The 22017-nt window shown below is 72.1% G+C and carries 17 protein-coding genes and 1 pseudogene; 7 read left to right on the top strand and 11 right to left on the bottom strand.

All coding sequences use genetic code 11. From position 1 onward, the window contains the following. Nucleotides 1-1275, top strand: a complete 1275-nt coding sequence (locus tag IE178_RS01420; RefSeq protein ID WP_193511174.1) for an FAD-dependent oxidoreductase — start codon at nt 1-3, stop codon at nt 1273-1275. 140 nt (nt 1276-1415) lie between these two features. Here IE178_RS01420 and IE178_RS01415 read toward each other — a convergent pair whose 3' ends face one another. The 4 genes from IE178_RS01415 to mmsA all read right to left on the bottom strand — a co-directional run bounded on the left by IE178_RS01415 (nt 1416) and on the right by mmsA (nt 8057). Continuing rightward, nucleotides 1416-2345, bottom strand: coding sequence for a chaplin family protein (locus IE178_RS01415; RefSeq protein ID WP_229876419.1), 930 nt, complete (start codon nt 2343-2345; stop codon nt 1416-1418). A 166-nt stretch (nt 2346-2511) separates the two neighbouring features. Further along, nucleotides 2512-3402, bottom strand: coding sequence for an ABC transporter permease (locus IE178_RS01410; protein ID WP_184760535.1), 891 nt, complete (start codon nt 3400-3402; stop codon nt 2512-2514). After that, complete coding sequence (locus IE178_RS01405; protein WP_193510995.1) at nt 3399-6053, bottom strand: alpha/beta fold hydrolase; 2655 nt, start codon at nt 6051-6053, stop codon at nt 3399-3401. Before IE178_RS01405 ends, IE178_RS01410 begins: the two co-directional genes overlap by 4 nt. Nucleotides 6054-6554: 501 nt before the next feature. Then, complete coding sequence (gene mmsA, locus IE178_RS01400) at nt 6555-8057, bottom strand: CoA-acylating methylmalonate-semialdehyde dehydrogenase (RefSeq protein ID WP_193510994.1); 1503 nt, start codon at nt 8055-8057, stop codon at nt 6555-6557. 168 nt (nt 8058-8225) lie between these two features. On the opposite strand from mmsA, the gene IE178_RS01395 reads away from it, so the two are divergent. Next, nucleotides 8226-8459 (top strand): hypothetical protein, encoded by a 234-nt coding sequence (locus tag IE178_RS01395; RefSeq protein WP_193510993.1) that lies wholly within the window; start codon nt 8226-8228, stop codon nt 8457-8459. Here IE178_RS01395 and IE178_RS35635 read toward each other — a convergent pair. Together IE178_RS35635 and iolC are read right to left on the bottom strand one after the other, a co-directional pair. Next, nucleotides 8432-8569 (bottom strand): annotated as a pseudogene (locus tag IE178_RS35635) (5-deoxy-glucuronate isomerase); the annotation flags it as partial. The gene IE178_RS01395 and the pseudogene IE178_RS35635 sit on opposite strands and share 28 nt — an antisense overlap. 242 nt (nt 8570-8811) lie before the next feature. Beyond that, nucleotides 8812-9762 carry a 5-dehydro-2-deoxygluconokinase gene (gene iolC / locus IE178_RS01390; protein ID WP_193511173.1) on the bottom strand — a complete coding sequence of 317 codons (951 nt, stop codon included), beginning with the start codon at nt 9760-9762 and terminating at the stop codon, nt 8812-8814. Nucleotides 9763-9963: 201 nt separating this feature from the next. Here iolC and IE178_RS01385 point away from each other — a divergent pair, with 201 nt between their 5' ends. Together IE178_RS01385 and IE178_RS01380 are read left to right on the top strand one after the other, a co-directional pair. Continuing rightward, nucleotides 9964-10104, top strand: a complete 141-nt coding sequence (locus tag IE178_RS01385; RefSeq protein WP_193510992.1) for a hypothetical protein — start codon at nt 9964-9966, stop codon at nt 10102-10104. A gap of 243 nt (nt 10105-10347) precedes the next feature. Further along, nucleotides 10348-10548: a helix-turn-helix transcriptional regulator gene (locus IE178_RS01380; RefSeq protein WP_193510991.1), complete on the top strand. Its 201-nt coding sequence runs from the start codon at nt 10348-10350 to the stop codon at nt 10546-10548. Nucleotides 10549-10572: 24 nt separating this feature from the next. Here the strand turns inward: IE178_RS01380 and IE178_RS01375 are convergent, their stop codons facing one another. Next, nucleotides 10573-11616 carry a zinc-dependent alcohol dehydrogenase family protein gene (locus tag IE178_RS01375; RefSeq protein ID WP_193510990.1) on the bottom strand — a complete coding sequence of 348 codons (1044 nt, stop codon included), beginning with the start codon at nt 11614-11616 and terminating at the stop codon, nt 10573-10575. Between the two features lie 211 nt (nt 11617-11827). Between IE178_RS01375 and IE178_RS01370 the strand changes: the two genes are divergently transcribed. Further along, the gene (locus IE178_RS01370; protein ID WP_184760528.1) at nt 11828-12067 is read left to right on the top strand and encodes a heavy-metal-associated domain-containing protein; all 240 of its coding nucleotides are present in this window, start codon (nt 11828-11830) and stop codon (nt 12065-12067) included. A gap of 203 nt (nt 12068-12270) precedes the next feature. Further along, nucleotides 12271-14571 (top strand): heavy metal translocating P-type ATPase, encoded by a 2301-nt coding sequence (locus IE178_RS01365; RefSeq protein WP_193510989.1) that lies wholly within the window; start codon nt 12271-12273, stop codon nt 14569-14571. A 676-nt stretch (nt 14572-15247) separates the two neighbouring features. Here IE178_RS01365 and IE178_RS01360 read toward each other — a convergent pair. The 4 genes from IE178_RS01360 to IE178_RS01345 form a co-directional block, all read right to left on the bottom strand. Beyond that, complete coding sequence (locus IE178_RS01360; protein WP_184760526.1) at nt 15248-16537, bottom strand: citrate synthase; 1290 nt, start codon at nt 16535-16537, stop codon at nt 15248-15250. A gap of 178 nt (nt 16538-16715) precedes the next feature. Then, the gene (gene recD2, locus IE178_RS01355) at nt 16716-19049 is read right to left on the bottom strand and encodes an SF1B family DNA helicase RecD2 (RefSeq protein WP_193510988.1); all 2334 of its coding nucleotides are present in this window, start codon (nt 19047-19049) and stop codon (nt 16716-16718) included. 39 nt (nt 19050-19088) lie between these two features. Next, the gene (locus IE178_RS01350; protein WP_193510987.1) at nt 19089-19277 is read right to left on the bottom strand and encodes a DUF397 domain-containing protein; all 189 of its coding nucleotides are present in this window, start codon (nt 19275-19277) and stop codon (nt 19089-19091) included. 7 nt (nt 19278-19284) lie between these two features. Continuing rightward, nucleotides 19285-20130: a helix-turn-helix domain-containing protein gene (locus IE178_RS01345; RefSeq protein ID WP_193510986.1), complete on the bottom strand. Its 846-nt coding sequence runs from the start codon at nt 20128-20130 to the stop codon at nt 19285-19287. A gap of 217 nt (nt 20131-20347) precedes the next feature. Here IE178_RS01345 and IE178_RS01340 point away from each other — a divergent pair, with 217 nt between their 5' ends. Further along, on the top strand, nt 20348-20794 hold the full coding sequence (locus tag IE178_RS01340; RefSeq protein WP_193510985.1) for an ATP-binding protein: 447 nt from the start codon (nt 20348-20350) through the stop codon (nt 20792-20794). Nucleotides 20795-22017 lie beyond the last annotated feature (1223 nt).

The raw sequence follows: 22017 nt of genomic DNA, 5'->3' as shown, positions 1-22017 counted from the left end.
ATGTACGACCTTCTGGTGGTGGGCGCGGGTCCGTACGGTCTGTCGATCGCGTCCCACGCCGCGGCCGCCGGACTGACCCTGCGGGTGTTCGGCAGGCCCATGGCGTCCTGGCGGGACCACATGCCCGGCGGCATGTTCCTGAAGTCGGAGCCATGGGCGTCCAACCTCTCCGACCCGGGCGGGCGCTGGCGGCTGGACGCCTACTGCGCCGAGCAGGGCATGACGGCACGTCACGCGGAGCCGATCCCGGTGGAGGCGTTCGCCTCCTACGGCCTGTGGTTCGCCCGGAACGCCGTGCCGGACGTGGACGAGCGCACGGTGACGCGGGTGTCGGCCGGGCCCGACTGCTTCACCGCGGTCACCGAGGACGGGGAGGCGCTGCACGCGCGCACGGTGGCGCTGGCGATCGGGGTGATGCCGTTCATCGAGGTGCCGCAGGCCCTGCGCGGACTGCACCCGACCCTGGTGACGCACAGCAGCCACCACAACGACCTCGGCCACCTCCAGGGCAAGGACGTCACCGTGATCGGCGGTGGTCAGGCGGCCCTGGAGACCGCGGCGCTGCTCGCCGAACAGGGCACGCGGGTACGGGTGCTGGCGCGGGCGGAACGGCTGCGCTGGAACGACGTGCCGCCGCCGTGGGAGCGTCCCTGGTGGCAGTCGGTCCGCTCACCGCACAGCGGCCTGGGCCCCGGCTGGCGGAACTGGTTCTACTCCGAGCGTCCCGGCCTGTTCCGGCGGCTGCCCGAGGCGACCCGGTCGCGCATCGCGGCCACGGCGCTGGGGCCGGCGGGTGCCTGGTGGGTGCGGGAGAGGGTGGAGCGGGCGGTGGATCTGCTGCCGGGCCACGAGGTCACCGCGGCCGCCGCGGTGCCGGGCGGGCTGCGGCTGGACCTGACTGGCCGTGACGGTGCCCGGCGCAGCCTGGAGACCGAACACGTCATCGCCGCCACGGGGTTCAAGGCGCACCGCGACCGGCTCGGCCTGCTCTCCACCGAGCTGCGCGGGACGCTGGCGGTGCTGCCCGACGGGTCGCCGGCGCTGGGCCGCAGCTTCGAGTCCTCGCACCCCGGGCTGTTCCTCGCCGGCCTGGTGACGGCGTCCGGCTTCGGCCCGGCGATGCGCTTCGTGCACGGCGCCACGTTCACGGCGTCGACGCTGGTCCAGGGGGTACGCCGGCGGCTCGGGGCGACCCCGGTGCGCGGGACGGTGCCCGTGCCGGTCGGTCCGGGCGGAAACAGCCGCAGCGGGGCGCCGTCGCCGGTGGTCCGCTGAGCCGACGGACGCCGGACGCCGGGGCGCCGACGGGGGCGTCCCACGCGTCGTCCCCCGGACCGGCCCATGGGGGTCGGTCCGGGGGACGGGTTTCCGTATGCCCTGGGTGCGGGCGCCGGGGGGCCGGCACCCGGGAGCGGCTACCGGCGGGCGGCGAGGCGGCCGCGGCGGTACAGCATCGCCCCGCCCGTGATCAGCACGGCACCGGCCGCCGAAGCGGCGATCATGCCCTCGCTGCCGGTCTCGGCCAGGTGCGGCGGGGTGCCGGGCACCACCTTGGCCGGCGGCTCCTTGGCCGGCGGCTCCTCGGTGTCCGGCGCCGGAGGCGTCTTGACCTTGGCCGGCGGCTCGGGCGTCTCCTTCTCGGGCACGTCCTCCTCGCCGTAACCGGGCACGTCCTCCTCGCCGTAACCGGTCTCGTTGACGCAGGTGTTGCCGTAGGCGTCGTTGAACAGCGACAGCACATCGAGGGTGTTGCCGCACACGTTCACCGGCACATGGACGGGCACCCGCACCTGGTTGCCGTACAGCACATCGGGCGAGCCGGAGTCACCGTGGGAGGAATCGCCGTACGAGGACTCCCCGTACGAGCTGTCCCCGGACGTCGTCGAGTGGCCGTGCGAGGTGTTGACGCACACGTTGTCGGACGCCTCGTTGCCCACCCCGGCCACGTTGACGGTGTTGCCGCACAGGTTCACCGGGGCGTCGACGGGCGCCCGCACGTCGTTCCCGGACAGCACGTCGGGCAGGCCCTCGGTGCCGCCCACCGCGTGCGCGCCACTGGAGTCGCCGTGCGCGGAAGCGGACGAGCCGCTCCCGGACGCGGGGGAGCCGTTGACGCAGGAGTCGTCGAACGCGCCGTTGAACGCCCCGATCGCGGTGAGAGCGTTGCCGCACCCGTTCACCGGAGCGTGTACCGGTGCCCCCACGGTGTCCTCGGACATCACACCGGGAGAAGCCTCGGTACCGCCCGCCGTGAACGAGTCGGCGAGGGCGGGGGTTCCGTACAGGGACAGAATGCCCGTGGCGGCTGCCGCCGCGAACACTCCCCTGCTCAGTGTCTGTCGCAATGTGGTTGTCTTCCTGCTTGAAGAATGACGGAGTGGCCGGCCCCGGCATGGAGAGTGGCCTACTCCCTCATCAACCCGACTCGGGGGAATCGGTTGCGCAGGTTCACCCGGTTGGCCCGCGCGGCAGCCGCGCGGTCCGAGGTCGGGGCACCGCCTCCCCGGGCCGTCAGGACACCACGTCCTTGCGCACGAAGCCGCGGAACGCCAGCGCGAACAGCACGAGCGCGTACGTCACGGAGACCGCCGCGCCCTGGATCATGCCCGACCACTCCGGAGTCGGCTGCACGGCGTCCGCCCAGGCGAACTGCCAGTGCGCGGGCAGGAAGTGACGCCAGTCGCCGAGCGCGGTGACGGCGTCCAGCACATTGCCGACGATGGTCAGGCCCACCGCACCGCCGACCGCGCCCAGCGGGGCGTCGGTACGGGTGGACAGCCAGAACGCGAGCCCGGCGGTGACCAGCTGCGACACGAAGAGGTACGCCACGACCACCACCAGCCGCTGCGCCGCCGTGCCGGGGTCCAGCGCGCCGCCGGTGGGGATGTGCAGCGGCCCCCAGCCGTAGGCGACCGTGCCGACGGCGAGCGCCACCACCGGCAGCAGCACCATCGCGGCGAGGCTGAGCCCGAGGCCGACGATCAGCTTGGACCACAGCAGCCGCATACGGGGCACGGGCGCGGCGAGCAGATAGCGCAGGGAGGACCAGCCGGCCTCCGAGGCGACCGTGTCCCCGCAGAACAGGGCGACGGGGATGACCAGCAGGAAGCCCGCGGACACGAACAGGTTCACGGCGGCGAAGTTGGCGCCGGACGCGGTGGCCGTGTCCATCAGGTTCACGCGGCTGCCCCGGCCGTCCGGCTCACCGCCGATGGCGAAGGCGATCACCAGCACGAACGGCAGGACGGCGAGGATCGCGCCCATCACGAGGGTGCGGCGGCGCTTCAGCTGGCGGACCAGCTCCACCCGCAGGGGCAGGGTGCGGCCCGCTCGGTAGCCGGCGGCGGGCTCGGCGGTCCCGGCCGTCTCGACGGGCTTGTCCCGCTCGGTGAGCGTGCTCACGCGGAACCTCCGATCAGGGTGAGGAAGGCGTCTTCGAGACGGCGGTGCGGGCCCACCGACGCCACGGGCACCTCCAGCCGGACCAGTTCGGCGACCAGGCGCGGGGCGGTGCCGTCGGCGTCGAGCCGGACCAGCAGCCCCTCGTCGGTGCGCACGGCCGAGGCGATGCCCGGCAGGGCGGCGATCTTCTCGGCGACCGGCTCGTCCACGGGCGTGACGGTGCCGACGAGCAGGGTGTCGCCGGATCCGATGATCTCGTGCACCGGACCGGCCTGCACGAGCCGGCCGCGGTCCATGACGACGAGGTGGGTGCAGGACTGTTCGACCTCCGCCAGCAGATGGCTGGAGACGATCACCGTGCGCCCGGCGGCCGCGTACCGGATCATCACCTCGCGCATCTCGCGGATCTGCGGCGGGTCGAGGCCGTTGGTCGGTTCGTCGAGGATGAGGAGGTCCGGCAGGCCGAGCATGGCCTGGGCGATGGCGAGGCGCTGGCGCATGCCCTGGGAGTAGGTGCGCACCGCGCGGGCGAGGGCGTCGCCGAGGCCCGCGATCCGCAGGGCCTCCTCCAGGTGGGCGTCCTCGGGCGGGCGGCCGGTGGCCCTCCAGTACAGCTCCAGGTTCTCCCGGCCGGACAGGTGCGGCAGGAAGCCCGCGCCCTCGACGAAGGCGCCGACCCGGGACAGCACGGGGGCACCGGGGCGGATGGCGTGGCCGAAGACGCGGATCTCGCCGCCGTCCGGCTTGATCAGGCCCATCAGCATGCGCAGGGTGGTCGTCTTGCCCGCGCCGTTCGGGCCGAGGAGTCCGAGCACCTGGCCCTTCTCGACCCGGAAGGACAGGTTCTGCACGGCGAACCGGTCCGAGGAACGGGCGTAACGCTTGCTCAGGTCGGTGATCTGGAGCGGGACGTCGGCCAGTGCGGGGTCGGGGGCCGGGGCGGTGGTGCGGCGGCGGCCGGTGAGCAGCAGGGCGAGTGCGATCAGGGCGCCGGCGACCGGCAGCCACACCACCCACGCGGGCAGCGGGGTCGCGGCGGTGGTCACGCCGGGTGCGGTGGGCACCGTGAGGTCGCTCTCGAGGGAGACGGTGTACGTCGCCGGGGCGGCCGGGGAGGCGTAGCCGAGGTCGGTGGAGGCGAGGACGAGGCGCAGGCGGTGGCCCTTTTGGACCTCGTGGTCGACGGCGGGGAGGGTGAGCGTCACGTCCTTGCCGGACCCGGCGTCCTCGACGCGGACCGGGGCGACGAGCTGCGAGGGCAGTACCTGCTGCCGTCCGTCCGGGCCGACGTCGTACACCTTGCCGAAGAGGACGGCGTCGTCGCTGGTCGACTTGACCCGCACGGTGACGGTCGGCGATCCGGTGATCCGCAGATCGCCGGCGACCGGAGCGGACTCGAAGCGGGCGTACTGGCCGGGGAAGTCCAGCGAGATGCCGACGCCGAGCGAGGACAGCTGGGCGAGTCCGCCGGAGCCGCCGAGGCCGGGCAGGGAGGAGACGGCGGGCGGGTTGGCGCCGGCCGGGTTGGCGAGATCCTGTTCGCCTCCGGTGAGGGGGAAGGACCGGCCGCCGTTCGTCAGACCCGGGTAGGTGTCGGCGCTCGCGCCGTTCAGCACGGCCCGGCCGTCGGTGGAGTCGACGCCTCCGGTGCGGGTGACGCGGAAGGCGGGGCCGGTGTCGGCGCCCTTGTCGTCCTTCAGATAGCGGTCGAACCAGGCGCCCACGCGCTGCTGTACGCGGCTGGTCTCCATGTCGCCGCCGTCGTGTCCGCCCGCGATCCAGTCGACGCCGACCGGGGCGCCGTTCGCCCGGATGGCCTTCGCGGCGGCGTCGGCCTGGCCGAGCGGGAAGAGGGAGTCGGTCTGGCCCTGTACCAGGAGCGTGGGCACGTCGATGCGGTCGGCGACGGCGGACGGCGAGCGTTCCTGGAGCAGCTCGCGCGCCTCGGTGTCCGGGGTGCCGGCCTCGGCGACCCGCTCGTACATCCGGCACAGGGCGGGCTCGAACTCCTGGCAGCCGCCGCCGGAGTTGACGAAGACGCCGGCCCACAGCTTCTTGAACACGCCGTTCGGGAACAGCGCGTCGGCGAGGTCGAAGTAGGTGATCGCCGGGGCGATGGCGTCGACCCGGTCGTCGTACCCGGCGGTGAGCAGGGCGATGGCGCCGCCGTAGGAGGCGCCGGCCATGCCCACGCGCGGGTCGCCGTCCTTGTCGAGCTCGACCTCGGGCTGCTTCGCGAGCCAGTCGATCAGCCGGGAGACGTCGGCGACCTCGCCCCGCGGGTCGTTCAGCCCGATCCTCCCGGTCGACTCGCCGAAGCCGCGCGCGGACCAGGTCAGCACCGCGTATCCGTCGTGCGCGAGGTCCTCGGCCTGCTGCCGTACGTCGTCCTTGCTGCCGCCGAAACCGTGTCCGAGCAGGACGGCGGGGCGGCGGCCACCGGGTCCGGCGGTGAAGTACGAGGTGTCGATCCGCACCCCGTCGCCCGTGCTCATGACCCGGTCGGCGCGACGTACCGCGGGCGCGTCGTCCGAGGCGACGGCGGTCCAGGTACCGGCACCGGCGAGCACGACGACGGCGGCCACGGCGGCCATGATCCGTCGCGGCCGCCGTGACCGCGGCCACCGCGATCCGGGCAGTCGAAGATCCATGCGTCAACCGTACGGGGTCAACCTGTCACCAAGTTGTCGACCGGAGACCGAACCTGCTCCCCTCCCGGCGGCGTACGGGAGGGCCGCCGCGTACCGCGTCCGTGGTACGGCGGCGACTACGCGCGGGCGTTCTCCGGCAGCGTCACCAGCCGGCGGGTGGCGGGGCGGGGGCGGGGTGGAGGGCCCGGTAGAGGGTGGCGTCCGGGGTGGTGCGCCGGTCCACAGCAGGTGGCTCGTCTCCTGCCGGGTGAGGATGTGGCCGAGGACCACGATCGGCAGGACGGGTACGGCGGGCCACCGCGGCATGCGCCGGGCGCGGGCGTGGTGGTGGGCGCCGCGCCGGGGAGCCGGCACGCCGGTCGACCGGCCGGCGGGGGAACGATCGGGTACTCGCCGCCCGCGCTGGGGACGAGCGGTGCCGAGCTCCGCGTAGCGGGACGCCACGGAAAAAAGGGGCCGTCCGCAGGACGGACGGCCCCGGTGGTGCCGCGGGTGGGTGACTCAGTGGTTGCGCGGGAAGCCCAGGTCGACGCCGGTGGGGGCGTCGGCCGGGTCGGGCCAGCGGGTGGTGACGACCTTGCCGCGGGTGTAGAAGTGCGTGCCGTCGTTGCCGTAGATGTGGTGGTCTCCGAAGAGGGAGTCCTTCCAGCCGCCGAAGGAGTGGTAGCCGACGGGGACCGGGATCGGGACGTTCACGCCGACCATGCCGGCCTCGACCTCCAGCTGGAAGCGGCGGGCCGCGCCGCCGTCCCGGGTGAAGATCGCGGTGCCGTTGCCGAACGGCGAGGCGTTGATGAGGTCGATCGCCTCCTCGTACGTCTCGGTGCGCAGCACGCACAGGACGGGGCCGAAGATCTCGTCCTGGTAGGCCTTCGCCGTGGTCGGCACCCTGTCGAGCAGGGAGATGCCGATCCAGTGGCCGTCCTCGTGGCCCTCGACGGTGTGGCCGGTGCCATCCAGGACGACCTCGGCGCCCTCGTCCGCCGCGCCGGCCACGTAGGAGGCCACCTTGTCGCGGTGGGCCTTGGTGATCAGCGGGCCCACCTCGGAGGTCGGGTCGGTGCCGGGGCCGATCTTGATCTTCTCGGCGCGCTCGCGGATCTTCTCCACCAGCGTGTCGCCGATCGCGCCGACGGCGACGACCGCGGAGATCGCCATGCAGCGCTCGCCGGCCGAACCGTAGGCCGCGGAGACGGCGGCGTCGGCCGCCGCGTCGAGGTCGGCGTCGGGCAGGACCAGCATGTGGTTCTTGGCTCCGCCGAGGGCCTGGACGCGCTTGCCGTTCGCGGAGGCGGTGGTGTGGATGTAGCGGGCGATCGGGGTGGAGCCGACGAAGGAGACGGCCTTGACGTCGGGGTGGGCGAGGAGGCGGTCGACGGCCACCTTGTCGCCGTGCACGACGTTGAACACCCCGTCCGGCAGCCCGGCCTCGGCGAGCAGCTCGGCGAGGCGGATCGAGGCCGACGGGTCCTTCTCGCTCGGCTTGAGCACGAACGTGTTGCCGCAGGCGATGGCGAGGGGGAACATCCACATCGGCACCATGGCCGGGAAGTTGAACGGCGTGATGCCGGCGACGACACCCAGCGGCTGGCGGATGGACGACACGTCGACGCGGCTGGCGACCTGCGTGGACAGCTCGCCCTTCAGCTGCACGTTGATCCCGCAGGCCAGGTCGACGATCTCCAGGCCGCGCGCGACCTCACCGAGCGCGTCGGAGTGCACCTTGCCGTGCTCGGCGGTGATCAGCTCGGCGATCTCGTCGCGGTGGGCGTCGAGCAGCGCGCGGAACCTGAAGAGGATCGAGGTGCGGGCGGCCAGGGAGGACTGGCCCCAGCTCAGGTACGCCTCCTTGGCGGCGGCGACCGCGGCGTCCACCTCCTCGACGGAGGCGAACGCGACCTTCGTGGTGACCTCGCCGGTCGCCGGGTTCGTCACCGGCCCGTAGGTTCCCGAGGCGCCTGCGGCGGTCTTGCCGCCGATCCAGTGGTTGACGATCTTCGTCATGACCGAGAACTCCTTCACAGATGGCGGCGTCGGGTGGAGACGTGCCGTTCGTACAGCTCATGTGCTCCGGCCGCCGGCGGACGCGCCGCGGTGTCGGCCACGGATACATCCCACCAGGACCGGGCCGTCGGACGGGCCCGACACAATGTCGGCCGTTCGGGTCCCCGGGTGGACACTTGGGACCTCGGCGGTGTCCGGGTGACCACGGGGGACCTCGTCGGTCTCCGGGTGACCACCGGGGATCTCGTCGGTGTCCGGGTGACCACCGGGGACCTCGTCGGTCTCCGGGTGACCACCGGGGACCTCGTCGGTCTCCGGGTGACCACGGGGGACCTCGGCAGTCCCCGCGTGGACACGTCGGAGCGCATCGGCCTCCGGGTGTCCACGGGGGACCTCGGCTGAACCTCCGGCGCGGGGCCGTGGCGGGCGGGGAGTCGTCGCTCGCACTTCGCTCCTGCCAAAGCGAAGCGGCCTCCCGCGCCGGAGGCGATCGGGGCCGGGGTGCCGGCGGGGGCGCCCCGGTGGACGTACGGTTCGGTGCCGGTGGTGCCGGGGGTGCGGCGGATCCCGTGGGGGGCGGGCGGTTGGAGCGCGTCCCGCCGGGCCCCGGTGCCCGGCGTCTTCGCCCAGGCGTGGGCGCAGGCGTCGCGGAACCTCGGGTGGAGATCGTCGCGCGGGATCCCGTCCGTGTCCCGACGGGACGGGAACGGCGAGACGAACACGGGGAGTCGGCGCCCGGCCGGTGCCCCGACGGTCATGTCACGGCCCCCGCGGTGAGCGCCGCTTCGATCTCGTCGGGGGTGGGCATCGCGGAGGAGCACTCCAGGCGGGAGGCGACGATGGCTCCGGCGGCGTTGGCGTGCCGCATGATCTTCTCCAGGTCCCAGCCGGCCAGCAGCCCGTGGCACAGGGAACCGCCGAAGGCGTCACCGGCACCGAGGCCGTTGAGGACGTCGACGGGCAGCGGCGGGACCTCGGCCGACCGGCCGTCGCGGTCCATGGCCAGCACGCCCTTGGGTCCCTGCTTGACGACGGCGAGCTCGACTCCGGCGGCGAGCAGGGCGCGGGCCGCGGTGTGCGGGTCGCGCTCGCCGGTGGCGACCTCCACCTCGTCCAGGTTGCCGACGGCGACCGTGGTGTGGCGCAGGGCCTCGCGGTAGAAGGGGCGGGCCGTTCCGGGGTCGGTCCAGAACATGGGGCGCCAGTCGAGGTCGAAGACCGTGGTGCCCGACGTGGCGCGGTGGGCCAGGGCGGTGAGGGTCGCGGTGCGGCTGGGCTCCTCGCTCAGCCCCGTGCCGGTGACCCAGAAGACGCCCGCCTCGCCGATGGCGTCCAGATCGAGTTCGTGGGCGTCGATCTCCAGGTCGGGGGCCTTCGGCCGGCGGTAGAAGTACAGCGGGAAGTCGTCCGGCGGGAAGACCTCGCAGAAGGTGACCGGGGTGGGCAGGCCGGGGACGGAGGTGACCCAGCGGTCGTCGACGCCGAAGTCGCGCAGGGCCTCGTGCAGATAGGTGCCGAAGGGGTCGTCGCCGGTGCGGGTGATCACCGCGGTCCGGCGTCCGAGGCGGGCCGCGGCGACCGCGACATTGGTCGCCGAGCCGCCGAGGAACTTGCCGAAGGACGTGACCTGCGGCAACGGGACGCCGGTCTGGAGCGGATACAGGTCCACTCCGATCCGCCCCATGGTGATCAGGTCGTACGCCATCGCGTTCCCTTCGTACGGCTCGTACGGCTCGTGCGGCCATCGGTCCTGCGGCTCCATGGCTCTCCCCGGTTTCTAGCCCCGGGGAGCAAGCCCTGTCAATGTTTTGTCCGGACATTCGGACGAGAACGTGCCGGTGCCGGTCAGACCCCCGGCACCCGCGCCTGCCGATGACGTTCCGGTCCCGTCGCCCATGCCGGTCCCGTGCGGCGGGGGGAGCGGCAGATCAAGCACGTGGTGGACGGCGAACTGCGCAGCGCGGTGAGCGTGCACGGCATCTACCGGCTGACCCCGGAGTCGGCGGGTGAACTGGGGGCGCTGGTGCGGGAGTCCCACGCCGCGTGAGTCAAGGCACCGCGCCGATGAGTCGGCGTATACCTGTGCGTCACTTTTGTCACGAACGCCCGGATCCTGTCACACGTGTCACACATGCACGGGCCTTCCGTCACACCCGGCCCACAGCCCCTGCCCCGCGCCCGGCCGGTCTCGTTCACCGGTCACGATGCTTGGTGATCGTCGGCGCAGCACCCGGCTCCCCCTGACGGCCGTCCCGGCCGCCGCCGCGGTGCGCGCGGGGAGGTGCGACCCATGACCGACCGACCGCTGTGGTCCTACCGGGACATCGCGGCACACATCAAGGTGCAGCCGGACACCGTACGGTCCTACCGCAAGCACGGCCTGCTGCCCCCGCCCGACCACGTGGAGGCCGGCAAGCCCTACTGGTACGCCGACACCATCCGCGCCTGGGTCGCCTCCCGTCCGGGCAACCGCGGCCGCGGCAACGACTGACCCTCCCGTCGCCCCGCCCGGTGCTCAGTTCCAGGGCTCGATGACCGTCACGCCCGCCCCCGCGGCCGTACCCATGGCCGCGAGGGCGGACGGGACCGCGTCCAGGCCGATGGCGGACGTCACCAGCAGATCGGGGCGGAGCACGCCCGCGCGGACGAGTTCCAGCATCGGCGGATAGGTGTGCGCGGCCATGCCGTGGCTGCCGAGCAGTTCGAGTTCCAGGGCGACGGCGCGGGCCATGGGGACGGATGTCATGCCGGTCGCCGAGGGCAGCAGGCCGACCTGGATGTGGCGGCCCCGGCGGCGCAGGCCGTTCACGGAGGCGGCGCAGGTGGCGGGCGAGCCCAGGGCGTCCAGGGAGAGGTGGGCGCCGCCGCCGGTGAGGTCGCGGACCGCCCCGGCCGTGTCCTCCACGGCCGCCGCGTCCACGCATTCCGCCGCGCCGAACCTCCGCGCCAGGTCGAGGGCCCGGGGCGACACGTCGACGGCGACGACCCGCGCGCCCGAGGCCGCCGCGATCATCACGGCGGACAGGCCCACCCCGCCGCAGCCGTGCACCGCCAACCACTCCCCCGCCGCCACCCGGCCCCGCTGCACCACCGCGCGGTAGGCCGTGGCGAAACGGCAGCCGAGGGAGGCGGCCGTCGCGAAGGACATCCCGTCGGGAACCGCGACCAGGTTCACGTCCGCGTGGTCCAGCGCCACGTACTGGGCGAAGGAGCCCCAGTGGGTGAAGCCCGGCTGGGTCTGCCGCTCGCACACCTGCTGGTCGCCGGCCGCGCAGGCGGGGCAGCTTCCGCAGGCGCAGACGAACGGGACGGTGACCCGGTCTCCCGCCCGCCACCCGGTGACCCGCGCGCCGGCCGCTTCGACGACCCCGGCGAGTTCATGGCCGGGGACGTGCGGCAGCCTGATGTCCGGGTCGTGGCCCTGCCAGCCGTGCCAGTCGCTGCGGCACAGGCCGGTGGCCTCGACGCGGACCACGACTCCGTGCGCCGCGGGCTCGGGGTCCGCGACCTCCCGTACCTCGGCCGGTTCCCCGTACCGCTCGAACACCACCGCCCGCATGACCGGTCCCGCCTTCCGGTGATCATCGCCTCCGGTGGAACGCTATCCCCGGGACTCCACCCCGTCGCGGGCGCCCTCCGTCCACCCGCCGGCCACCCCTCATGGATTTATACCCCCTAGGGGTATAGTGTGGAGAGCGTGGCCCCCCGTGGGCCCCTCAGGACACTTCACGCTCCCTCACATCCCCCAGCCCTCGACGAGGAGTAACGACATGACCTCCCAGACCGACACCCAGGGTTCCGTCACCACCGTCTACAAGGTGAGCGGGATGAGCTGCGGACACTGCGAGGGCGCCGTCTCCGGCGAGATCTCCGAGATCCCCGGGGTCAGCTCGGTGACGGCGGTCGCCTCCTCCGGCGAGGTGACCGTGGTCTCCGCGGCCCCGCTCGACGAGGCGGCGGTCCGCGCGGCCGTCGACGAGGCCGGCTTCGAGCTGGCCGGCACGGCCTGAGCCGGGCGCCGCACCACCCGACGGCGTGAACCGGGCGCCGCACCACCGGGCGCCGCACCACCGGGCGCCGCACCACCGGGCGCCGCACCACCGGGCGCCGCACCACCGGGCGGCGTGAACCGGGCCGTACCGGCCACCCGTTCCCCACGGCCCGGCACGCCACCCGCCCATCCCGGAGTCCCGGACGTTCCTGGAGTACGGACATGACCAGCACCACCGCCACCGAGGCACCGACCGCCGGCCAGCCGGTGGCCTCGGAGGTCGAGCTGCTCATCGGCGGGATGACCTGCGCCTCCTGCGCGGCCCGCGTCGAGAGGAAGCTCAACCGCATGGACGGCGTCACCGCCACGGTGAACTACGCGACGGAGAAGGCCCGGATCACCTACCCGCCGGGCACCGCGGTCGCCGACCTGATCGACACGGTGGTACGGACCGGTTACACCGCCGAGGAACCCGCGCCCCCGCGGGAGGAGACGCCCGCCGCCCCGGAGGCGGACTCCGAACCGGCCACCCTGCGCCGGCGCCTGACCGTCTCCTCGCTCCTCGCCCTGCCCGTCGTCCTCCTGGCGATGATCCCGCCCCTGCAGTTCGACAACTGGCAGTGGCTCTCGCTCACCCTCGCCGCGCCCGTCGTGGTCTGGGGCGCCGCCCCCTTCCACCGGGCCGCCTGGACCAACCTCCGGCACGGCGCGGCCACCATGGACACGCTGGTCTCCGTCGGCACCCTCGCCGCGTTCTGCTGGTCCCTGTGGGCGCTCTTCCTGGGCGACGCGGGCATGCCCGGCATGCGGCACCCCTTCGACCTCACCGTCTCCCGCGCCGACGGCGCCTCCACGATCTATCTGGAGGTCGCCGCCGGTGTCACCGCCTTCATCCTGCTCGGCCGCTATCTGGAGGCCCGTTCCAAGCGCCGCGCGGGAGCCGCCCTGCGGGCGCTGCTGGAGCTGGGCGCCAAGGACGTGGCCGTACTGCGATACGACGAGGGCGAGCGCGAAGCGCTCTCGGCCGAGGGCGGTGGCGGGAGAGGGGTGGGCGGGCGCGAGGTGCGGATACCGGCGGAGCGGCTGGCCGTGGGCGACCGGTTCGTCGTGCGCCCCGGAGAGAAGATCGCCACCGACGGCACGGTGCTGGAGGGCGTCTCCGCCGTGGACGCCTCCATGCTGACCGGCGAGTCCGTGCCCGTGGACGTCACCGTCGGCGACACCGTCACCGGCGCCACGGTCAACGCCGGTGGGCGGCTCGTCGTCGAGGCCACCCGGATCGGCGCCGACACCCAGCTCGCGCGGATGGCGAAGCTGGTCGAGGACGCGCAGAACGGCAAGGCGCGGGTGCAGCGGCTGGCCGACCGCATCTCCGGGGTCTTCGTCCCCGTGGTGCTGCTGATCGCGGCCGGCACCTTCGGCGTGTGGCTCGGCGCCACGGGGGACACCGTCGCCGCGTTCACCGCGGCCGTCGCCGTGCTGATCATCGCCTGCCCGTGCGCCCTCGGACTGGCCACGCCGACCGCGCTGATGGTCGGCACCGGGCGCGGCGCCCAGCTCGGCATCCTCATCAAGGGACCCGAGGTCCTGGAGTCCACCCACCGCGTCGACACCGTCGTCCTGGACAAGACCGGGACCGTCACCACCGGCCGGATGTCCCTCCAGGCGGTGTACGCCGCCGAGGGCACCGACGAGCGGCTGCTGCTGCGGCTCGCGGGCGCCCTGGAGCACGCCTCCGAGCACCCCGTCGCGCGGGCGATCGCCGCGGGCGCCGAGGAACGCGCCGGGACGCTGCCGGCGGCCGAGCACTTCGAGAACGTCCCCGGCCGGGGCGTCCGCGGGCGCGTGGAGGGCCACGAGGTGGCCGTGGGGCGGCTCTTCGGGGAGCTGCCGCCGGAGCTGGCACGGGCCCGCGAGGAGGCCGAGCGTGACGGGCGTACGGCCGTCGTGGCGGGCTGGGACGGGGTGGCACGCGGTGTCCTGGCGGTCGCCGACGCCGTGAAGGAAACGAGCGCCGAGGCGGTGCGCGAGCTGCGCGCCCTGGGGCTCACGCCGGTGCTGCTTACCGGTGACAACCGGACCGTGGCCGAGGCGGTGGCGCGGAGCGTGAGCATCGACGAGGTGATCGCCGAGGTGCTGCCCGAGGACAAGGCCGATGTCGTACGGCGGCTGCAGGGCGAGGGGCGCGGTGTCGCCATGGTCGGCGACGGCGTCAACGACGCGGCCGCGCTGGCTGTCGCTGATCTGGGTCTCGCCCTGGGCACCGGCACGGACGCGGCGATCGAGGCGGGCGATCTGACCCTGGTGCGCGGTGATCTGCGGGCGGCGGCGGACGCGATCCGGCTGTCCCGCAGGACCCTCGGCACGATCAAGGGCAACCTGGTGTGGGCCTTCGGCTACAACGTCGCCGCGCTGCCGCTGGCCGCCGCGGGGCTGCTGAACCCGATGATCGCCGGTGCCGCGATGGCCTTCTCCTCGGTGTTCGTGGTGACGAACAGCCTGCGGCTCCGGGCGTTCCATTGAGGTCTCGAAGTTGGGGTTACCCCTGGAGTCCGATACGACCCTCACATAAGCTCTTCACAAGGCTCGCGCATCATCCTTACGCTTGAGTCCCGTTGAGTGGTTTGCGGGCTCTTGCGCATCAAAGGGTCATATGCGAGAGACGCAGATCACAGCGATCTGAAGGTAACCATCGAAGGGGTTCGAAGGTCTAAGTTGGCGATGTCGGGCAGCGTCTTGGGGGGCGCTTCCTGACATCTGGGGAATGTCTTGGGGGACTTTCCCCGGGTGATTGCGTTGCCGGGGCACGTACCAGCGGGAAGCTTTGAGCGGCCCTCCCGAACGTGCGCTGTCCCGGCAGACCGCATACCGACGAGTGCGGCGGGTTCCCTCCGCGCTCACACAGCGATTCAGGCGCTGTTCTCACAGACGCCCGGCCGGATCCCGTGGGGGGAATCCGCACCGGGACATGGGAAGGCGCCCTGGTTCGTCGGCCCGTGGGGGGACCGGCGCCGGGGCGCCTTCTTCATTCGCCTCTGACCTGACGGCCACCGCATGCGCCTGCGTGAAGGCGCTTTCCGTGGCCTGAGACCACCGCATGCGCCTTCCTGACCGAAGGTCCCGCACGCGCGTCCCTCACCGCAAGGCCCCGCACACGACCTGCGTGTACGGGGCCCGGCGTTGCGGCTCGAAAGCGGGGTCAGCGCTCCTCGACCGGGACGAAGTCCCGCTCGACGACGCCCGTGTAGATCTGACGCGGGCGGCCGATGCGGGAGCCCGGCTCCTTGATCATCTCGTGCCACTGGGCGATCCAGCCCGGCAGACGGCCCAGGGCGAACAGGACCGTGAACATCTCGGTCGGGAAGCCCATGGCCCGGTAGATCAGGCCGGTGTAGAAGTCGACGTTCGGGTAGAGGCTGCGCGAGACGAAGTAGTCGTCGGAGAGCGCGTGCTCCTCCAGCTTCAGCGCGATGTCCAGCAGCTCGTCGGACTTGCCGAGGGCGGACAGCACATCGTGCGCGGCGGCCTTGATGATCTTGGCGCGCGGGTCGAAGTTCTTGTAGACCCGGTGGCCGAAGCCCATCAGGCGGACGCCGTCCTCCTTGTTCTTCACCTTGCGGATGAAGGAGTCGACGTCACCGCCGGCGTCGCGGATGCCCTCCAGCATCTCCAGCACGGACTGGTTGGCGCCGCCGTGCAGCGGGCCCCACAGGGCGTTGATGCCGGCGGAGATCGAGGCGAACATGTTCGCCTGCGAGGAGCCGACCAGACGGACCGTGGAGGTCGAACAGTTCTGCTCGTGGTCCGCGTGCAGGATCAGCAGCTTGTCCAGCGCGGAGACGACGACCGGGTCGAGCTCGTACTCCTGCGCGGGGACCGAGAAGGTCATGCGCAGGAAGTTCTCGACGTAACCGAGGTCGTTGCGCGGGTAGACGAAGGGGTGGCCGATCGACTTCTTGTAGGCGTAGGCCGCGATCGTCGGAAGCTTGGCGAGCAGGCGGATCGTCGAGAGGTTGCGCTGACGCTCGTCGAACGGGTTGTGACTGTCCTGGTAGAACGTCGACAGCGCCGAGACCACCGACGACAGCATGGCCATCGGGTGGGCGTCGCGCGGGAAGCCCTTGTAGAAGTTCTTGACGTCCTCGTGCAGCAGGGTGTGCTGCGTGATCTCGTCCTTGAACGCGGCCAGCTCGTCGACGGTCGGCAGCTCGCCGTTGATCAGCAGGTACGCGACCTCCAGGAAGGTGGAGCGCTCGGCCAGCTGCTCGATCGGGTAGCCGCGGTACCGGAGGATGCCGGCCTCGCCGTCGAGATAGGTGATCGCGGATTTATAGGCGGCGGTGTTGCCGTAGCCGCTGTCCAGCGTCACCAGACCGGTCTGGGCGCGGAGCTTCCCGATGTCGAAGCCCTTGTCGCCGACGGTGCTGTCGATCACCGGGTAGGTGTACTCGCCGTCGCCGTACCGCAGTACTACAGAGTTGTCGCTCACGTCTTCCCTCACCGACGTAGTGCCTCATCTTCGAGGTGCCCTGACTGTCTCTACCATCCCCCACTCGGCTCAGGTGAGTGCACTCGGGGTCGCCCATCGGGCCTATTGGCGGCACTCAGTGCCGCCAACTTGCCCATCCTGCCCCCTGTGTTCCCCATCCGGAAGGGCTCTGTGACCTTTACGACTCGTTTGATCGATCATTTTTTGATGCCGGGTTCCTCACCGTGGTGGCGGGGCCCTCCCAGAGCCGGGAACCGGAGTGCCGGGAGCCGGCGAGGCGGAAGTCCAGGGCCGTGCAGCGGCGGCCCGCCGAGACCGTGCGCACCGCCTGTCCGATCGCCTTGCGGGAGCCGACGAGGACGACCAGCCGCTTGGCCCGGGTGACCGCCGTGTACAGCAGGTTGCGCTGGAGCATCATCCAGGCGCCCGTGGTCACCGGGATGACGACCGCCGGGTACTCGCTGCCCTGGGAGCGGTGGATGGTGACGGCGTAGGCGTGCGCCAGCTCGTCCAGCTCGTCGAAGTCGTACGGCACCTCCTCGTCCTCGTCGGTCAGCACCGTCAGGCGCTGGTCGACCGGGTCGAGCGAGGTGACCACGCCGACGGTGCCGTTGAAGACCCCGTTCTTCCCCTTGTCGTAGTTGTTGCGGATCTGGGTGACCTTGTCGCCGACGCGGAAGACCCTGCCGCCGAACCGCTTCTCGGCGAGATCGGGGCGGCCCGGGGTGACGGCCTGCTGGAGCAGCCCGTTCAGGGTGCCCGCGCCGGCCGGGCCCCGGTGCATGGGGGCCAGCACCTGCACGTCCCGGCGCGGGTCGAGGCCGAACTTCGCCGGAATGCGCCGGGCCGCCACGTCCACGGTGAGCCGGCCGGCCTCCTCGGTGTCGTCCTCGACGAAGAGGAAGAAGTCCTTCATGCCGTCGGTGACCGGGTGCTGCCCGGCGTTGATCCGGTGCGCGTTGGTGACGACGCCGGACTGCTGGGCCTGCCGGAACACCCGGGTGAGGCGGACGGCGGGGACCGGGCCGCCGTCGGCCAGCAGGTCCCGGAGCACTTCTCCGGCGCCGACGCTGGGCAGCTGGTCGACATCGCCGACGAAGAGCAGGTGGGCGCCCGGCGGTACGGCCTTGACCAGCTTGTTGGCGAGGAGCAGGTCGAGCATGGAGGCCTCGTCGACCACCACCAGGTCGGCGTCGAGCGGGCGGTCCCGGTCGTAGGCGGCGTCGCCGCCGGGCTTCAGCTCCAGCAGACGGTGGACGGTGGACGCCTCGGCGCCGGTCAGCTCGGCCAGGCGCTTGGCGGCACGGCCGGTCGGGGCGGCGAGGACGACCTTGGCCTTCTTGGCGCGGGCGAGCTCCACGATGGAGCGGACGGTGAACGACTTGCCGCAGCCGGGGCCGCCCGTGAGGACGGCGACCTTCTCGGTGAGCGCCAGCCTGACGGCCGCCTCCTGCTCGGGGGCGAGCTCCGTGCCCGTACGGTTCTTCAGCCAGCCGAGCGCCTTGTCCCAGACCACGTCCCGGAAGGCGGGCATCCGGTCCTCCTCCGTGCGCAGGAGGCGCAGCAGCTGGGCGGAGAGGGCGACTTCGGCGCGGTGGAAGGGGACGAGGTAGACGGCGGTGACGGGGTCGCCGCCCTGCGGGTCGGGGACCTTCTCCCGGACGACTCCGGGGTCCTCCCCCTCCTCCGGCTCGGCGGCCAGGTCGGCGAGGCACTCGATGACCAGGCCGGTGTCGACCTGGAGCAGCTTCACCGCGTCGGCGATCAGCTTCTCCTCGGGGAGGTAGCAGTGCCCCTGGTCGGTGGCCTGCGACAGCGCGTACTGCAGGCCCGCCCTGACCCGGTCCGGGCTGTCGTGCGGGATGCCGACGGACTGGGCGATCTTGTCGGCGGTGAGGAAGCCGATGCCCCAGACGTCGGCGGCCAGCCGGTAGGGCTGGTTCTTCACCACGGAGATCGAGGCGTCGCCGTACTTCTTGTAGATGCGCACCGCGATGGAGGTGGAGACCTCGACGGTCTGGAGGAAGAGCATGACCTCCTTGATCGCCTTCTGCTCCTCCCAGGCGTCGGCGATCTTCTTCGTCCGCTTGGGACCGAGGCCGGGGACCTCGATCAGCCGCTTCGGCTCCTCCTCGATGACCTGGAGGGTGTCCAGCCCGAAGTGCTGGGTGATGCGGTCGGCGAAGACCGGGCCGATGCCCTTGACCAGGCCGGAGCCGAGGTAGCGGCGGATGCCCTGGACCGTGGCCGGCAGCACGGTCGTGTAGTTCTCGACGTGGAACTGCTTGCCGTACTGCGGGTGGGAGCCCCAACGGCCCTCCATCCGCAGGGACTCGCCGACCTGGGCGCCGAGCAGCGCGCCGACGACCGTGAGCAGGTCACCGGCGCCCCGGCCGGTGTCCACGCGGGCGACCGTGTAGCCGTTCTCCTCGTTGGCGTAGGTGATCCGCTCCAGGACGCCTTCGAGGACGGCGAGGCGGGGTTCGCCGGGGGCAGTGGACTGGTTGGGCATGGTTCGACGGTACCGGCGGGGTGCGACAGCCTGCGCGGGCTATCGGTGCGTCTTGAGGGCTTCGAGGAAGTGGGCAAAGACGTCGGCGGGGAAGGTGAGGGTGGCTCTGAGGGGGTCCTTCGAGTCTCGTATGCCTATGCGGGTGGGGCTATCAGCGATCTCCACACAGGAGTCGCCGTCGCCGGGACCCGAGTAGGACGACTTCCGCCAGTTCCCGGGGATGTCCATGGAGTGCTCACAGCTCCTTCGCCAGCCTGTGAATGAAGTCGCGCGACCGCTCGGGAGCGAGCGACACCGCCTCCACTTTATGAAAGAGCGTTCGAAACGCGGCAAGCTGGGCTTCCGAATCGATGAAGGTCGCACCGTGCGGCCCGTCTCGCACCACAGTGTCCAGTCGGGGTACGGCGCCTCCCGCATACGTCATGGCGCTCCCGGCGCCGGCGAAGCCTTCCACATGGAAGGGGATGACGCGGACGGTGACGTGCTCCGACTCGGAGAACTCCAGGAGGCGGACCAGTTGGGCCCGTGAGGTGGCCCGGTCGTTCACCATGATGCGCAACGCAGCCTCGTGGATGACCGCCTCGTACGGCGTCGGCCCTTCGAGGACCGCCTTGCGTTCCATCCGATGCCGGACCCGCACCTCGAGTTCCTCTTGCGGGAGTTCGGGGACGCGGTAGGCGAAGACCGCGCGGGCGTAGTCCTCCGTCTGGAGCGGACCGGGGATGTACAGGAACTGGACCTCGCGCAGGAACGTGGCGTGGTGCTCCAGTTCGGCCAGGTCGAGGAACGGCGTGGGCAACCGTTCCCGGTACTCTTCCCACCACCCACGTGTTCGATCGGTCGCCATCGCCACCAGGGCGTCCACGAACGCCTCGTCCGTACACGCGTAGTGAGCCGCGAGGCGGCGCAGACGCTTCTCGCTCAGGCCGGCGAGGCCGGTCTCGATCTGGCTGATCTGCGGGGCGCTCACCCCGAGCAGTGCCGCCGCCTCGCGGGCCGTGAGGCCTGCCGCGTCGCGGAGCCTGCGCACTTCGACCGCCAGGCGCACCTGACGTGCCGTCGGTTCACTCCTCAGTACCATCGCCCGTTTCTCCCAACGCACGCTTCGGCGTGACTCGTTCGAGGGGCAGAGTATGCGATCGACTTACAGAACTTAAACCTTTATCCCTACCGTCGGTGACGTGACGCACACGGTGCGGAACCGGAGTGCCGGAAGCGGACCGCCGCGTCCTGCCATGACGCCTGCGGCAATGACACCGAGCCCTCCCTCAACCCCCTTACGCGAATGGAGTCGACGCATGCCCGAGAACGAGCCCTGGGAGTACTCCCTCCTCATCCCCAACGACCTTCGCGCCGTCACCATCAGCCGCCGCACTCTCCGGCTGATCCTCACCATGCACGGGCTGATCCGTCTTGTGGACGTGGCCGAACTGCTCGCGACGGAGTTGGTCTCCAATGCCGTGCGGCACACCAAGGGCCCCGCCGCCCTCCGCGTGCTCTGGCTCCCGCCCGGCACGCTGCGGATCGGGGCGTGGGACGCGGACCCCGAACCTCCGGTGCCTCCGGTGCCTCCGGTGCCTCCGGTGCCTCCGGTGCCGCCGGTGCCGTCCGACGGGAGGGAGGAGGTGGAGGACGGGCGGGGACTGGCGCTGGTGCGTGCTTGTGCCGACGTGTGGGGTTGGCAGCCGCTGGCCAGGCATGGCAGTCAGGGCAAGTACGTGTGGTGCGAGCTGGGTGCCGCTTAGGGCGTTGGAGGCGTGACCGTTGGGGCCGCCCGCTTCTTGGTCAGTGTCGTGCTTCCGCGAGCCGCGTCAAGGGCGCTGCGTTCCGCTGCGCTGCACTCCGCGTCGCCTGCGGCGATGGCCCTTCGGGCCACCCTTGACTCGGCTCGCTCCAGCACGGGGGAGAAGCGAGCGGGCGGCCGGGGGAGGAACGGGGGCCCGGGCAAGTCTGCGATCAACCGTCGGCTGCGTGAGTCGGCCGGGGTTTGCGGTGCGCGGTCGCGCCTCGCCCGCACGCCGGGCCGGCTCAGCGACGTACGGCCGGTGGCCGGTACCTGGTGGTTGGTGGCCGACGGCCGGTGACTGGCGGCCGGCACCTGGTAGTTGGTGGCTGGTGGCCGGCGGCCGGTGACTGGCGGCCGGTACCTGGTAGTTGGTGGCTGGTGGCCGGCGGCCGGTGACTGGCGGCCGGTTCCTGGTAGTTGGTGGCTGGCGGCCGGTGACTGGTGGCCGGTACCTGGTAGTTGGTGGCTGGTGGCCGGCGGCCGGTGACTGGCGGCCGGTTCCTGGTAGTTGGTGGCTGGTGGCCGGCGGCCGGTGACTGGCGGCCGGTACCTGGTAGTTGGTGGCTGGTAGCTGCTGCCGGGTGGGGACGGCTGGGGTTGGGATTTAGGGGGTGGGGCTCGGGGGGCGTGGGTCGAGGGGGCGAGAGCATGGATTCACGGGACCGTGAGGCCGCCGATGGGCATGCAGTTCGGGGCGGCGGGGAGCATACGACCCGAGGGTGGGAGGTGGTCGCGGAAAGCGTGAACACTTCGGCCCCAAGTGTTCACGGTTTTCGAAGGGGGCCGGAGGCCCGGAAGGCCCAGAGGGTCGCAGGGGCCGGAGGGTCGCAGGAGCCGGACGGTCCCAGGGGCCGGAAGGCCGGAACGCCCGGACGGTCGCAGGAGCCGGACGGTCGCAGGCCCGGAAGGCCGGAAGCCCGGAACGCCCGGACGGTCCCAGGAGCCGGACGGTCCCAGGCCCGGAAGGCCGGAAGCCCGGAACGCCCGGACGGTCCCAGGCCCGGAAGGCCTGGACGGTCGCAGGCCCGGAAGGCCGGGGCCGGGAAGATCGGGGCCCGGAAGATCGGGGGCCCGGGGTTCGCGGGCCGGGCGAGAGGTGACGAAGCCCGTCTGACGTGTGCCGCCATTCGCCCGCCACGCACTCATCCAGCCACCGGCCGGCCGGCCGTTCGCCGCTGAGCC

The sequence above is a fragment of the Streptomyces griseoloalbus genome, from assembly GCA_014650015.1.
Classification (GTDB): Bacteria; Actinomycetota; Actinomycetes; order Streptomycetales; family Streptomycetaceae; genus Streptomyces; species Streptomyces griseoloalbus.
The sequence above is the reverse complement of the archived record's forward strand: the minus strand, read 5'-3'. Positions and strand labels throughout refer to the sequence as shown.

Bases quoted from the DNA above. Each gene is read 5' to 3' on its own strand.
- IE178_RS01420 (WP_193511174.1), top strand. From the start codon at position 1: ATGTACGACCTTCTGGTGGTGGGCGCGGGTCCGTACGGTCTGTCGATC.
- IE178_RS01405 (WP_193510995.1), bottom strand. From the start codon at position 6,053: ATGGATCTTCGACTGCCCGGATCGCGGTGGCCGCGGTCACGGCGGCCG.
- mmsA (WP_193510994.1), bottom strand. From the start codon at position 8,057: ATGACGAAGATCGTCAACCACTGGATCGGCGGCAAGACCGCCGCAGGC.
- iolC (WP_193511173.1), bottom strand. From the start codon at position 9,762: ATGGCGTACGACCTGATCACCATGGGGCGGATCGGAGTGGACCTGTAT.
- IE178_RS01380 (WP_193510991.1), top strand. From the start codon at position 10,348: ATGACCGACCGACCGCTGTGGTCCTACCGGGACATCGCGGCACACATC.
- IE178_RS01375 (WP_193510990.1), bottom strand. From the start codon at position 11,616: ATGCGGGCGGTGGTGTTCGAGCGGTACGGGGAACCGGCCGAGGTACGG.
- IE178_RS01370 (WP_184760528.1), top strand. From the start codon at position 11,828: ATGACCTCCCAGACCGACACCCAGGGTTCCGTCACCACCGTCTACAAG.
- IE178_RS01365 (WP_193510989.1), top strand. From the start codon at position 12,271: ATGACCAGCACCACCGCCACCGAGGCACCGACCGCCGGCCAGCCGGTG.
- recD2 (WP_193510988.1), bottom strand. From the start codon at position 19,049: ATGCCCAACCAGTCCACTGCCCCCGGCGAACCCCGCCTCGCCGTCCTC.
- IE178_RS01350 (WP_193510987.1), bottom strand. From the start codon at position 19,277: ATGGACATCCCCGGGAACTGGCGGAAGTCGTCCTACTCGGGTCCCGGC.
- IE178_RS01345 (WP_193510986.1), bottom strand. From the start codon at position 20,130: ATGGTACTGAGGAGTGAACCGACGGCACGTCAGGTGCGCCTGGCGGTC.
- IE178_RS01340 (WP_193510985.1), top strand. From the start codon at position 20,348: ATGCCCGAGAACGAGCCCTGGGAGTACTCCCTCCTCATCCCCAACGAC.